The following is a 12,514-nucleotide window of genomic DNA, read 5'->3' as shown; positions in this document are numbered from 1 at the left end:
AGGTAAAAAATATATATGAAAGAAATAAAATGAAATATAAAGGAGGAGAGTCATGTCACAAAAAAATGATATCCCGGTGGTTATTAACAATAAAGTGTATACATTGAGCGGATTTGAAAGTGAAGAATATCTCCAGAATGTAGCTTCTTATATCAATGGTAAGATCCAGGAATGTCAGTCTTCCGAAAGTTACCGCCGTTTTAATGCAGAATATCAGAGTGTATTACTTGCACTTAATATCGCAGATGATTATTTCAAAGCGAAGCTTCAGGTAAATCAGATGCTGACGGAGGATGACGATAAGGACAAACAGATTTATGACCTCAGACATGAAGTGATCGAGACACAGATCAAATATGAATCTGCACAGAAAATGATTGATGAATATAAAGAAAAAGTCAATGCTCTGCAGAGAGAAATAATAAAGTTGGAAGCAGAAAATAATGTTAAATAGACCTGAGATTTTAGCTCCGGCAGGCTCTATGGATGCGCTGAAAGCTGCGGTAAGTGCAGGCGCTGATGCATGCTATGCCGGAGGCGATATGTTCAGCGCCCGTGCATTTGCCGGAAACTTTGATACAACAGAATTACTGGAAGCAATTGATTACTGCCATATTCATAATGTGAAGTTATATATGGCAGTTAATACTTTGCTTAAAAATAGTGAAATGAAGCAATTGATTCCTTACCTTGAGCCTTTTTACAGGGAAGGTGTAGATGGGATTATTGTACAGGATGTCGGTGTTATAAGAAGTCTTTCACAGGCATATCCGGATCTGCCGTTGCATGGAAGTACGCAGATGAGTGTATGCAGTACCTATGGGGCGGAATTTCTTAAAAATCTGGGGATGACAAGATTTGTTCCTGCCAGAGAATTATCCTTAAAAGAAATAAAATCAATTAAAGAAGCGGTTGATATTGAGATTGAAACATTTGTGCATGGTGCGATGTGCTTCTGCTATTCCGGAAAATGTCTGATGAGCAGCTTTGCAGGCGGAAGAAGCGGCAATCGTGGACGCTGTGCGCAACCATGTAGAAAGGCATATAACAGCCGAAAGTTTAATCATGAATATGCACTCAGCATGAAGGATATGTGTACACTTGCGGATTTGCCACAGTTGATTGAGGCAGGGATTGATTCCTTTAAGATCGAAGGAAGAATGAAGAAGCCGGAGTACGTAGCCGCAACAGTTCATGCATATTCTGAGATCACAGATGAATACATAAACGGGCATGTGAATGAAAAACGGATCAAATATCATACAGATCGGTTGATGGATATCTATAACCGTGGTGGCTTTTCTTCCGGCTATTATTATATGAAGAGTGGTAAAGAAATGCTTGCAAACAAGCGTCCGAATCATACCGGTACATTGATCGGTAAAGTGGAAGCTGTGGAAGCACCCCATGTATATATCCGTCTGGAACGTGGAATTCAGGCAAAGGATGTTCTGGAGATCCGTACCGGAACAGAACAGAATATTGAACTGACTTCGAATATAACCGCACAGGCCGGACAGAAGATCCGACTGAATGCGAATAATCTTCGGCAGATCCGAAAAGATATGCAGGTCTATCGGACAAGAAATAATGCGCTTATTGATGATATTAATGTAAGGTTTATACAGAAGGAAAAACAGACGGATATCTATGGAAAGGTGACTGCAAAGATTGGAAAGCCGATCATGTTGGAGTTGTTTTCAGATGTGGATGATATCTCGGTAAAGGTAAGCGGAGAATGCGTGTCACAGGCTGCAAAACGTCCGGTTGAGGTGACGCAGATCGTAGATAAGCTGTCAAAGACCGGTGGAACAGGATTTAACTTCTATCTGGAAGCGGAGTGCGATGAGAATATATTTATTTCTCTTGGAAGTCTGAATGTATTAAGACGGGAAGCCGTCCGCCAGTTGGAGCAGGCATTGATCGGACGATATAAACGGACGATACCGGATGATAAGAAGTTGCTGGCGGAGAAAACTGTTTATGATCAGAAACAGACAGATACCAGAGATGCTATGGTAAGCAGTTGTTATGTATCTGTAAAAACAATAGAACAATTTCGAATTGTTAATAATTATAAATTGGTACAGCATGTTATAATTGATCATAATATCGTGCATGAAGCAGAAATCGGAAAAATGAGAGGAGATAAAAAGATCTATGTATCCTTTCCGGATATCCTGCGTGAGAATAAGAAACAAGGAATGAAAGATCTGTATTTTCTGTCTGGAATGTTTGAGGGTATCTATATTAAGAATATAGATGAGCTTGGTTTCCTGAAGAAACAGGGATATAAGGGAATGGTATTGCTTGATCCATTCTTATATGCATATAATGATGAAGCTGTTTTATTCTATAAGGAGCTGTTTCCACAGGCGATGCTGATCAGTTCTGTGGAACTGACACATCAGGAATGGAGCGGTCTCTGTGAAACAGATATTGAAAGATTATATGGATATCAGCCGGTTATGATCACAGCCCAGTGCTTTGTTAATAACTATCTGGACGGATGTGGTTATAATAAACGGGAACGTTTCTCGTTCCGGGATGAAAAGGGCAATCGCTTTTATAATGTGAATAACTGCAGGGATTGTTATTCTGTTATATATAATGGGGTTCCGACAAACAATATCAAACAGTTGACAAATAACAGAAATACTGATATAACCAATGAATATTTGATTGATTTTACCATCGAAAACGAAGATCAGACGAAGAATGTGATGGAGCTTCTCATGAAGTTCCATGCCGGAGATATGGATGAAGAATTCGATGAGATGGATTATACAAGAGGACATTATATAAAGGGTATTGAATAATGGCAACTATTATTACAGAGATATCAAAATACTTGATCATATTTTTTATGGTTCTGTATACAATTAAATGTTTTACGGTGCTGAAACCGGTGCGGGAAGATAAAAAGAATCATGCATTAAATGTGCAGATCGTCTATGTGTTTATTATACATTTTTTATGTTATCTGACACTGTTTTTAAAATATAAAACGATCAGTATCGTGATCTTTTATCTGTTGCAGATGATCGTTTCTATTGTATATATGGTATCGTATCATGGAATATACAAGAAATCTTCCAGACTGATCACAAATAATATGTCATTTTTGCTGTTGATCGGATATGTCATGTTGACCAGACTGGATTTTGATCTGGCAAAAAAACAGTTTGCATTTGCAACGATTACACTAGTGATCACGGCATTTATTCCGCTTGTGATCATGAAATGCAAAAATCTGAAAAACTGGGATATTTTCTATGCAATCCTTGGAATCGGTTTTCTAAGTACAGTCTTTGTTCCATTTCTTGGAGTATCCAAATACGGCTCTACAAACTGGATCCAGATTGGATCGATTTCCTTGCAGCCGATGGAGTTTGTAAAGATTATATTTGTATTCTTTCTGGCAAGCGCTTTAAACAAAGCAAAGGGATTTAAAGATTACATTAAAGTAACACTTGTTTCCGGTATCTTTATGCTGATTCTGGTAGCGGAAAAGGATCTGGGTGGTGCAACAATCTTTATGATGATCTTTATTATGATGATCTATCTGGCAACACAGAAGACAATGATCCTGATTGGTGGTCTGGGTGGTGCAGCAGTCATTGCAACGGTTGGATATTCGCTTTTAAAAGACAAATTCAGTCATGTAACAACCCGAATCAACGCGTGGTTAGATCCATTTTCCTATATTAATGACGCTGGATATCAGATCTGCCAGTCACTATTTGCGATCGGATCGGGCGGGATGGAAGGAAGAGGTCTGGGTAAAGGGCTTCCAACAGCAGTTCCGGTAGCATCCAGTGATTTTATCTTTTCTGCGATCTGTGAGGAACTGGGTGTTGTGTTTGCACTGTGTCTGATCCTGATGTATATCAGTTGTTTTATATATTTTATAAATATATCCATGAAGATCCGTAACTCATTTTATAAGAATGTTGCATTTGGATTCACGATCTGTTTTATATTCCAGACATTTTTGAATATTGGCGGTGTAACAAAGTTTATTCCGTCTACCGGTGTGACACTTCCGCTTGTCAGTTATGGTGTAAGTTCAGTTGTGAGCACATTATTCCTGTTTGGAATCATTCAGGGAATCTGTGTACTTGAAAATAATGGAGTTGGTGGTAATGAAGAGCAAACGGTCTACAAACAAAGCAATCATGAAGAAGTATTCTCAGGGGAGTAGAGAAGCACAGGAAAAACAGAAAAATGACAAAAAGAATGTTCCTGTTCTTGTGATCACATATTTTGTTATATTTATTTTTATCGGCATGATGGTGCATCTTGTTAAATATGTTGTCATCGATGCAGATTCAGATATTGCAAATTCATACAACAAAAGACAGAATCTGTATGCAGAAACAGTAATAAAAGGTCAGATTATTTCAGATGACGGAGTTGTTCTGGCGGAGACAAAAACGGATGATGATGGAAACGAAACCAGAGTTTACCCATACAGCAATATGTTTGCACATGCAGTTGGTTATGATAGCAATGGACAGGCAGGTCTGGAAATGGTTTCCAATTATTATCTGCTGACATCTAACCAGAATATTTTATATCGTATTTATCATGCATTATCTGATAAGAAGGATATGGGAAATAATGTTATAACAACACTGGATTATGATCTGCAGAGTACAGCATATAATGCACTTGGTGATAATGATGGTGCGGTCGTAGCGATCGAGCCATCAACTGGAAAAATCAAAGCAATGGTTTCAAAGCCGGATTTTGATCCGAACCAGATCTCCTCTGTTATAGAAGAAACAGCAAATTCGGACAGCTCCTGCCTGCTAAACCGTGCAACCCAGGGAATGTATCCGCCGGGATCGACATTTAAGATCCTTACAACACTGGAATATATAAGAGAAAATCCCAACTATAAGTCATATTCCTATGAATGTGAGGGAGATGGCATATTTAATAGTGTATCCATTCACTGCTATAATCATAAGGTGCACGGAACCGTTAGCCTGGAGGATTCTCTGGCGTATTCCTGTAATACATCCTTTTCCAATATCGGAACGAAACTTGATATGGATGCATTAAATAAATTGTGCGGAGACTTTCTGTATAATAAAGAATTGCCGTATGATGGCTATTATAAGAAGTCCAGTTATACCATGACATCAAAAACAGACAAATCCCTGATTCCACAGACAGTAATCGGACAGGGAGAGACACTGATCACGCCGCTTCATAATGCGATGATCATGTGTGCAATCGCAAATGGTGGAGTTCTTATGAAGCCATATATGATGGATCGTATTGAGAACTGTGACGGAAGCGTTGTAAAAAAATTCTCCAAGGATTCTTATGGCAGGATCATATCCTCAGCAGAAGCACAGACATTGACAGAGCTTATGATGTCGGTAACGGAATATGGTACAGCGTCCGATTATTTTTCAGGAGCTGAGTATACAGTAGCAGGTAAGACAGGAACTGCAGAGTTTAATGAGAACAAGGATTCCCACTCCTGGTTTATAGGTTTCTCCAATGTCAATAATCCGGATCTGGTGGTCTGCGTTCTGATAGAAAATGCAAGTAATACCGGAGCATCTGCAACATCAATCGCCAGAAAGATATTTGATGCATATTATAATTAATCAGCTTGAAATAATGCAGTAATACTGATATACTTATAATCAATTAAGGACTGGCAGGGTAAGCTGGTTCAGAGTTTTATTCGTAGTCGAATGTGAGTAGAACTTGAAGCATTTACAACACCGAAAAGACAGGAGGAACTGCTGTGATCGAAGCAACAAGCTGTGGAGGTGTGGTAATCTTCAGAGGAAAAGTATTATTACTGTACAAAAACTACAAAAACAAATATGAAGGATGGGTTCTCCCGAAGGGTACAGTTGAGAAAGGTGAAGAGCATAATCAGACTGCACTTAGAGAAGTAAAAGAGGAGACAGGTGTTAGCGCATCTATTATTAAGTATGTAGGAAAAAGCAATTATACATTTAATACTGCTTTTGATGTGGTAAACAAGGATGTACACTGGTATTTGATGATGGCGGACAGCTATTACAGTAAACCGCAGCGTGAAGAATATTTTGTGGATTCCGGTTACTACAAGTATCATGAAGCCTACCACCTTCTGAAGTTTCCGAACGAAAAGGATATTCTGGAACAGGCATATGCAGAGTATGTAGAACTGAAACGGAATAATCTTTGGGGAAGCAGAAAGTATTTTTAAGGTTCAAAATCTGACTGTTTATTATGAATGGTCAGATTTTTTACTTTCAGGATAATGAATGGCAGGCGTACAGAAATAACACAAAAATGAAAAAGTGATCAAGGAAGGATGTTGGTTCGGATGAACGGATTAACAGACAGGAAAGAAACAGATAACAGAGAAATGGCAACGCAAAACAATGACCATGAGAATTCATCACAGAGTGGAAGAAAAAAGAATGGAATATTGTTAAATCTTATACTTGCAGTATGTGTACTTGTTTTCCTTGGCTGTGGCTGCTATCTGGGTGTTTATTTTTTTACCAGCAGACAGGCAGAGTCAGCATTTACAGAGATCAAACTGGAAGTGGAGCAGGACAATTGTACGGAAGAAACCGGAAAACCGGTTTATACAACAGTACAGGAAAGAAAGGTTTATAAAAAGTACGCTTCTGTATATGAGGAGAATACAGACTTTGTTGGATGGCTGTATATATATGGAACAAGAATCGATTATCCGGTCATGTATACGCCAGAGAATGAAGAATATTATATCCATCGGAATTTTCAGGGGGATTACAGTGCTGCAGGTACGTTATTTGCAGCAGCAAACTGTTCTCCGACAGGGAAGGTATCTGACAATGTCATTATATACGGACATAATATGAAAGCAGGGACGATGTTTCATGATCTGTTAAAATATGAAGATGAAGATTTCTATAAAGAACATCAGACGATCATATTTGATACCTTAGATGGACCGGGTACATATACAGTGATCGCAGCCTTTTATACAAAAGCCTATCCGGAAGGGGATACAGAGCATTATAATATATATGACTTTGCAGATGCGGGATCAAAAGAGAAATTTGATGATTATGTCAGTCGGGTAAAAGCAAATACACCATATACGATCGAAGAAACGGCATCCTATGGGGACAAGCTGCTAACCTTATCCACCTGTGCGTATCATACAGAAGACGGACGGTTTGTTGTGGTTGCAAAGAAGATCGGCAACAACAGCCGGTTGCAGTAAAAGAGTCTGTATTTGGGTGTGCATCTGGTGGGAAAATATTGGGCAAAACAGTTGAAATGCCTGCATTTTGAGTAATAAAAAAAGCCACAAAATGGCTTAAAACTTAGATTTTTTATTAAGCAAAATACAAAGAGTGCCGGCAGCGGGACTTGAACCCGCACGATGTTGCCACCAACAGATTTTGAGTCTGCCTCGTCTGCCAATTCCGACATGCCGGCATCTGTGAACCTTTGTAATAGTAACACATGGCTACAACAGTGTCAATGATTATTTCCTGAAATGAGGTACGAAACAATGATGAAACGTAGTGTAAAACAACAACTGAATGCAAAGCTGAATGAGATGAATATGAATCTTGCAAACAATTATAAGGATCTGGCACATGATGCCTTAAAGGAGCTGGATCAGATGGTGGAAGATCTGAAACAATCCGGAGATCTAAAGGAAAAGGATTACCAGAAAATGCGCCAGATGGTTGACGGATATAAGGTAAAGCTTTCCGATTATCATCATTAAAGGCTGATCAGCTCATTTTAATTATTTCTTTTTTTAGTTTCTTTATGATCTTTTTTTCAAGACGGGAGATATAAGATTGGCTGATTCCTAACAGGTCAGCCACTTCTTTCTGGGTGCGTTCTACACCGTTAATCGTGTTGATCCCGTACCGCAATTCAATAATGGTACGTTCCCGTTCTGTCAGGTGAGAGACTGCTGCCGTTAACAGGGAATGATCCATTTCTGTTTCCATATTCTTGTAAACCGTATCTTCCTCGGTTCCAAGAATGTCAGATAATAATAATTCATTTCCATCCCAGTCAACATTCAATGGTTCATCAATCGAAATCTCCATGCGGAGTTTGCTGTTCCTGCGGAGATACATAAGGATTTCATTTTCGATGCATCTGGATGCATAGGTTGCCAGCTTGATGTTTTTGTCGCATTTAAAGGTATTGATTGCTTTGATCAGTCCAATCGTACCGATTGAGATCAAATCTTCTACGCCAATTCCGGTGTTGTCAAATTTCTTTGCAATATAAACAACCAGACGAAGATTCCGTTCAATCAGTATTTTTTTAATCTCCTGATCGTCGCCGTTCCCAAGTCCGGCTACCATGGCACTTTCTTCATATGGTTCTAATGGGGCAGGAAGAATATCACACCCGCCTATGTAATGGACATCTCTGGAGGATGAAGGAAATAAGGTCATAATATTGGATACCATTGAAAATTTAAAATCTCGATTTGCGAATGTGTTTATCATAGTTTCTTACCTTTCTCATATATACTGAATTTAATAAAATACATTTCTTCATATGACTGATCTGTAACGTATGTCTGCTGATCCCGATCAGTGGCCGGTTGCAGATTATATGATTATTAATAAAGAAAAAGTCACAGTCAAATGCCAGCATCAGATCCGATTCCGAACTGATCGTTCGGTAGGGGATCAGGTGGATGCCCTCCGGCATATATATGGAGGACTTTCGATCAAATGGCTGGATCCCATTTGTATAATCGTATACAAGCGCATGAAGCTGCAGGGGCAACAGGTCATACATGATTTCCGGTGAGGCGATGACCACATGTTTGCCGGTTGAAATATCTTTCAGCGTATTGCCGGTATCCAGATAGCCGGTTGCCTGTACAACATTCTGTTTTCTGCCAATAAACAAATTGGAAAAATAATTCATATGTTTTTCTTTCAATTGATTTGCAAATGCAATTATATATAGATGCGGTGAAATAATACGTCGGATTAAGGAATTTGAAACCAAGGAATACCGACGTAAAATGACAAATGTGGATAAACAGGGGATAAAATCCCTGTTTTTTAGACTGAAAATCCTATTTTTGTGTATAAATCTGTTGATAATGTGGAAAAGTTCCAACTTTACTTACATTTTTCGATATTTTCAAACAATTAACAACATTTGATGAAATCATAAGAATATTCTAAATATCAATAAAAAATCATATGATTAAGAGATAAAAATAATACATAAAAAGCGGGATAGTAAGGGAAAATGGAAAATAATATTGATACGCAATTGGAACTTGCACTGGAGACCATGCAGTCATATGAGGACAGCGAATCGGAGCTGTATGTTGGATACAATGCAAAAGATCGGAGTTGGCAGCTTCTGATCCGTTATAATGATGATATTACAGATTTGGTGGATCGATATCTGACACGGATCTATTATCTGCTGGCTGGATATGCAATTATAGAAATAAAGGAAGTGTATATCAATGCATTTGCAGCAGATTCCAGAATCCTGTATGTGGATAAACCAAAGAGTGTAGATCAGCAGGTATCCTATGCGCAGTATGCCTCCTGCCTGTCCGGAACCTTCATTAATAACTACGGACTGGATGGAAACGGAACCCTTCTTGCAGTTATAGATTCTGGTATTGATTACCGGCATAATGAATTTATACGTGACGGAAAAAGCAGGATTCTGGAATTATGGGATCAGCAGGCAGAATATCAGAAGGAATATGTGAATCCATACGAACTTGGACGCATTTATACAAATGAAGAACTGAATGCAATACTAGATGGAAACTACACAGGAAGTCTTCCATCAGAGGATCGCTCCGGTCATGGTACGCAGGTGACTGCCATAGCAGCAGGAACCAATATCGGTGTAGCTCCACAGACGGAGCTTCTGATCATTAAAGTAGGAAGTGATACGGCATCCAGACTTCCGACTACACTGGGAATGATCCTTGGAATTGATTATGCACTGCGAAAGGGAATAGAACGTAATCAACCGATATCTGTAAATCTTAGTTATGGTAATAATTATGGTTCTCATAAGGGTGATTCGTTGATGGAAAATTATATCAATGACGTTTCAAGGCTTGCGGTGTGTTCCATATCTACCGGAACCGGAAATGATGCGATTAACCGGAGACATCAGCGGGTAATCCTTGGAAATACTTCCTACCGTATGATCGATCTGCTGGTCAGTGATTATGTGACATCCTTTAATCTGCAATTATGGAAAAATTATAACGACCGGTTTGATGTTATGATCATTACACCAAATGGTGATATCGTTCTGACTTTGAGTGAATCGCAGAATATTGGAACCGGAACTTATCGGAATACATTTGTCAAAGGAATCTATGGAACGCCGAATCCATATAACCGGAATCAGGAGATATTTGTCTCATTTCAGGGGAAGGATAATTATATTGATAAAGGACAATGGAAGGTTTTGATCCATCCGAAGCAGATCGTCAGTGGGGTAGTGGATGCTTATCTGCCAATCCGTGCAAGTTTGACCGGAAATGTTGAGTTCTTAAATCCAACAGAATTTGGGACATTAACGATTCCTTCTACGGCGGAAGGACTGATCACAGTAGCGGCCTATGATCAGAATGTCGATGATTTTGCATATTTTTCCGGACGGGGTTATACAGCAAATGATCAGATTAAACCGGATCTTGCTGCACCCGGTGTGGATATTTATACTGCATATCCGGGAAATGATTATTCCTTTGCGTCGGGAACATCTATGGCGGTACCATTTGTATCAGGTTCTGCATGTCTGCTGATGCAGTGGGGAATTGTGAATGAAAATGACCCATTTCTGTATGGAGAAAAACTGAAAGCTTCGTTGATCCGGGGAGCGAAAAGGATAAAATCAGCGAGAACGTATCCAAATATCTATGTCGGCTGGGGAACTTTATGTGTAGAAAATTCTATCCGATAGAAACTTGCGCCGTAAGGCACACATAAAAAGAGCCAGTCACTAGAAAATCTAGTGATTGGCTTCACTTAATACATGATCTTTAATTGCTTTAAAACTTTCTTTACTGATTACATGCTCAATCTTGCAGGCATCGGCAGATGCGATATCGGGATCAACACCAAGCTGTATAAGCCAGGCAGAGAGAAGCTCATGTCGTTCATATATCATCTCAGCAATTTCTTTTCCTGAATCGGTGAGTGAAATAAACCCTGCATCACTCATTGTTATGTAGTTATTCTCACGAAGATTCTTCATAGCAACACTGATGCTTGATTTCTTATAACCAAGTTCATTTGAGATATCAACCGAACGGACAACAGGAAGCTTCTTGCTTAATACCAATATCGTTTCCAGATAGTTTTCAACTGATTCATTCGTTGTTAACATAGCTTTACCCCATTAAAAATTTATTTACAGAAAATTATATCACAAACCGGAATAAGGTTCAAATGAAAGAAAGATAAAACTAATGGCATCCGTGACAATTGTTACAGTTTCCTCCGCACTGAACAGATTTTCCGGACTTTTTATCTTTTATCATTGAACGAATTGCAAGTACGCATACAATTATAATAATGGCAGCAACAATAATAGTTCCTATATATTTCTCCATAATAATCCAACCTTTCAATTTTATAATCGTAATTAGTTTAAACTAACCATATAAAAATGTCAAGCATAATAAATAAATTTGCTCTTTAAGAATATAGCTATGTTATATACGACTAAGATGCGTTAACTGCTTCTAAATGATGTTATAATTTTCTAAAAAATGTTATTGACTTCTAATGTAGGTTAGTATATACTAACGATGAAATTTGAAACAGCATATTGCTTAATGATAAATTTATACGATTATGAAAGAAGATGGAATATGATGCCTTTAACTTTTATGAATATTGGAGAAACAAAGACCATTACCAAAGTTGGTGGAAAAAATGAAACAAGACAGTTTCTTGAGAAGCTTGGTTTTGTCGTAGGTGGAGAAGTAACAGTTGTTTCAGAGATAAACGGTAACATGATCGTAAATGTAAAAGATTCCAGAGTTGCCATCGGAAAAGATATGGCAGCCAAAATTATGGTATAAGGATACCGAAAAAAACTGAAATATAAGTATTTGCACATTGGCATCTGCCGGTGCAATTGTTTATATACAAAAATGTATAAGAAGAAAAGCCATCACAGAATCCGGTCTGAATATGTGGAGACTTTCTTATATGTATAAAGAAAAAAGAAGGAGCGAAATGGTATGAAGACATTAAGAGAGGTTGCCGTCGGTCAGACAGTTAAGGTAACAAAACTTGTTGGCGAAGGACCTGTAAAAAGACGTATCATGGATATGGGAATCACAAAAGGTGTAGAAATCTATGTCAGAAAAGTTGCACCGCTTGGTGATCCGGTTGAAGTAACAGTACGCGGTTATGAGCTTTCTTTAAGAAAAGCAGATGCCGAAATGATCGTTGTTGAATAAATGTGTGGATCGCACCGATCCAACATACAACGAAGCAGATGATTT

Annotated in this window: 14 protein-coding genes and 1 tRNA gene; 10 read left to right on the top strand and 5 right to left on the bottom strand. The window is 38.5% G+C overall.

Going from position 1 to position 12,514, the window contains the following annotated elements; all coding sequences use genetic code 11:
- The first annotated feature begins 52 nt into the window (after positions 1–52).
- From DWY07_RS08190 to DWY07_RS08165, 6 genes are all read left to right on the top strand, one after another.
- A complete protein-coding gene (locus tag DWY07_RS08190; RefSeq protein ID WP_008400777.1) occupies positions 53–454 on the top strand; it encodes a cell division protein ZapA in 402 nt (133 codons plus the stop codon).
- The gene (locus DWY07_RS08185) at positions 444–2,819 is read left to right on the top strand and encodes a U32 family peptidase (RefSeq protein ID WP_117822654.1); all 2,376 of its coding nucleotides are present in this window, start codon (positions 444–446) and stop codon (positions 2,817–2,819) included. Before DWY07_RS08190 ends, DWY07_RS08185 begins: the two co-directional genes overlap by 11 nt.
- Positions 2,819–4,204 (top strand): FtsW/RodA/SpoVE family cell cycle protein, encoded by a 1,386-nt coding sequence (locus DWY07_RS08180; RefSeq protein WP_117807591.1) that lies wholly within the window; start codon positions 2,819–2,821, stop codon positions 4,202–4,204. Before DWY07_RS08185 ends, DWY07_RS08180 begins: the two co-directional genes overlap by 1 nt.
- Positions 4,146–5,627: a penicillin-binding transpeptidase domain-containing protein gene (locus DWY07_RS08175; protein ID WP_226801006.1), complete on the top strand. Its 1,482-nt coding sequence runs from the start codon at positions 4,146–4,148 to the stop codon at positions 5,625–5,627. The genes DWY07_RS08180 and DWY07_RS08175 overlap by 59 nt, the downstream gene beginning before the upstream one ends.
- Positions 5,628–5,770: 143 nt before the next feature.
- Positions 5,771–6,223 (top strand): NUDIX domain-containing protein, encoded by a 453-nt coding sequence (locus DWY07_RS08170; protein WP_008400781.1) that lies wholly within the window; start codon positions 5,771–5,773, stop codon positions 6,221–6,223.
- 120 nt (positions 6,224–6,343) lie between these two features.
- Complete coding sequence (locus DWY07_RS08165; RefSeq protein WP_173783606.1) at positions 6,344–7,237, top strand: class B sortase; 894 nt, start codon at positions 6,344–6,346, stop codon at positions 7,235–7,237.
- A gap of 134 nt (positions 7,238–7,371) precedes the next feature.
- Here DWY07_RS08165 and DWY07_RS08160 read toward each other — a convergent pair.
- Positions 7,372–7,455, bottom strand: a tRNA-Leu gene (locus DWY07_RS08160).
- Positions 7,456–7,531: 76 nt separating this feature from the next.
- On the opposite strand from DWY07_RS08160, the gene DWY07_RS08155 reads away from it, so the two are divergent.
- Positions 7,532–7,753, top strand: a complete 222-nt coding sequence (locus tag DWY07_RS08155; RefSeq protein WP_021943823.1) for a hypothetical protein — start codon at positions 7,532–7,534, stop codon at positions 7,751–7,753.
- Between the two features lie 7 nt (positions 7,754–7,760).
- On the opposite strand, the gene sigE is transcribed toward DWY07_RS08155, so the two are convergent.
- Together sigE and DWY07_RS08145 are read right to left on the bottom strand one after the other, a co-directional pair.
- Positions 7,761–8,459 carry an RNA polymerase sporulation sigma factor SigE gene (sigE, locus tag DWY07_RS08150; protein ID WP_226801017.1) on the bottom strand — a complete coding sequence of 233 codons (699 nt, stop codon included), beginning with the start codon at positions 8,457–8,459 and terminating at the stop codon, positions 7,761–7,763.
- 7 nt (positions 8,460–8,466) lie between these two features.
- Positions 8,467–8,943: a sigma-E processing peptidase SpoIIGA gene (locus tag DWY07_RS08145; protein WP_262529325.1), complete on the bottom strand. Its 477-nt coding sequence runs from the start codon at positions 8,941–8,943 to the stop codon at positions 8,467–8,469.
- 318 nt (positions 8,944–9,261) lie between these two features.
- Here DWY07_RS08145 and DWY07_RS08140 point away from each other — a divergent pair, with 318 nt between their 5' ends.
- Positions 9,262–10,959, top strand: coding sequence for a S8 family peptidase (locus DWY07_RS08140; protein WP_117807589.1), 1,698 nt, complete (start codon positions 9,262–9,264; stop codon positions 10,957–10,959).
- Between the two features lie 48 nt (positions 10,960–11,007).
- On the opposite strand, the gene DWY07_RS08135 is transcribed toward DWY07_RS08140, so the two are convergent.
- Both DWY07_RS08135 and DWY07_RS08130 read right to left on the bottom strand, forming a co-directional pair.
- Positions 11,008–11,385 carry a metal-dependent transcriptional regulator gene (locus DWY07_RS08135; RefSeq protein ID WP_117822648.1) on the bottom strand — a complete coding sequence of 126 codons (378 nt, stop codon included), beginning with the start codon at positions 11,383–11,385 and terminating at the stop codon, positions 11,008–11,010.
- Positions 11,386–11,464: 79 nt separating this feature from the next.
- The gene (locus DWY07_RS08130; protein ID WP_117784873.1) at positions 11,465–11,611 is read right to left on the bottom strand and encodes a FeoB-associated Cys-rich membrane protein; all 147 of its coding nucleotides are present in this window, start codon (positions 11,609–11,611) and stop codon (positions 11,465–11,467) included.
- A gap of 261 nt (positions 11,612–11,872) precedes the next feature.
- Between DWY07_RS08130 and DWY07_RS08125 the strand changes: the two genes are divergently transcribed.
- Positions 11,873–12,085, top strand: a complete 213-nt coding sequence (locus tag DWY07_RS08125; protein ID WP_117807586.1) for a FeoA family protein — start codon at positions 11,873–11,875, stop codon at positions 12,083–12,085.
- A gap of 162 nt (positions 12,086–12,247) precedes the next feature.
- Positions 12,248–12,469, top strand: a complete 222-nt coding sequence (locus DWY07_RS08120) for a ferrous iron transport protein A (protein WP_008400791.1) — start codon at positions 12,248–12,250, stop codon at positions 12,467–12,469.
- The last annotated feature ends 45 nt before the right edge of the window (positions 12,470–12,514 follow it).

Origin of the sequence: Clostridium sp. AF23-6LB (genome assembly GCF_003461085.1) — a bacterium.
In the GTDB taxonomy this organism is placed as follows: domain Bacteria; phylum Bacillota; class Clostridia; order Lachnospirales; family Lachnospiraceae; genus Coprococcus; species Coprococcus ammoniilyticus.
The sequence above is the reverse complement of the archived record's forward strand: the minus strand, read 5'-3'. Positions and strand labels throughout refer to the sequence as shown.

What these genes read in the sequence shown, in the direction of transcription:
- DWY07_RS08190 (WP_008400777.1), top strand. Translation starts at nt 53, where the DNA reads ATGTCACAAAAAAATGATATCCCGGTGGTTATTAACAATAAAGTGTAT.
- DWY07_RS08185 (WP_117822654.1), top strand. Translation starts at nt 444, where the DNA reads ATGTTAAATAGACCTGAGATTTTAGCTCCGGCAGGCTCTATGGATGCG.
- DWY07_RS08180 (WP_117807591.1), top strand. Translation starts at nt 2,819, where the DNA reads ATGGCAACTATTATTACAGAGATATCAAAATACTTGATCATATTTTTT.
- DWY07_RS08175 (WP_226801006.1), top strand. Translation starts at nt 4,146, where the DNA reads ATGAAGAGCAAACGGTCTACAAACAAAGCAATCATGAAGAAGTATTCT.
- DWY07_RS08165 (WP_173783606.1), top strand. Translation starts at nt 6,344, where the DNA reads ATGAACGGATTAACAGACAGGAAAGAAACAGATAACAGAGAAATGGCA.
- DWY07_RS08155 (WP_021943823.1), top strand. Translation starts at nt 7,532, where the DNA reads ATGATGAAACGTAGTGTAAAACAACAACTGAATGCAAAGCTGAATGAG.
- sigE (WP_226801017.1), bottom strand. Translation starts at nt 8,459, where the DNA reads ATGGTATCCAATATTATGACCTTATTTCCTTCATCCTCCAGAGATGTC.
- DWY07_RS08140 (WP_117807589.1), top strand. Translation starts at nt 9,262, where the DNA reads ATGGAAAATAATATTGATACGCAATTGGAACTTGCACTGGAGACCATG.
- DWY07_RS08135 (WP_117822648.1), bottom strand. Translation starts at nt 11,385, where the DNA reads ATGTTAACAACGAATGAATCAGTTGAAAACTATCTGGAAACGATATTG.
- DWY07_RS08130 (WP_117784873.1), bottom strand. Translation starts at nt 11,611, where the DNA reads ATGGAGAAATATATAGGAACTATTATTGTTGCTGCCATTATTATAATT.
- DWY07_RS08125 (WP_117807586.1), top strand. Translation starts at nt 11,873, where the DNA reads ATGATGCCTTTAACTTTTATGAATATTGGAGAAACAAAGACCATTACC.
- DWY07_RS08120 (WP_008400791.1), top strand. Translation starts at nt 12,248, where the DNA reads ATGAAGACATTAAGAGAGGTTGCCGTCGGTCAGACAGTTAAGGTAACA.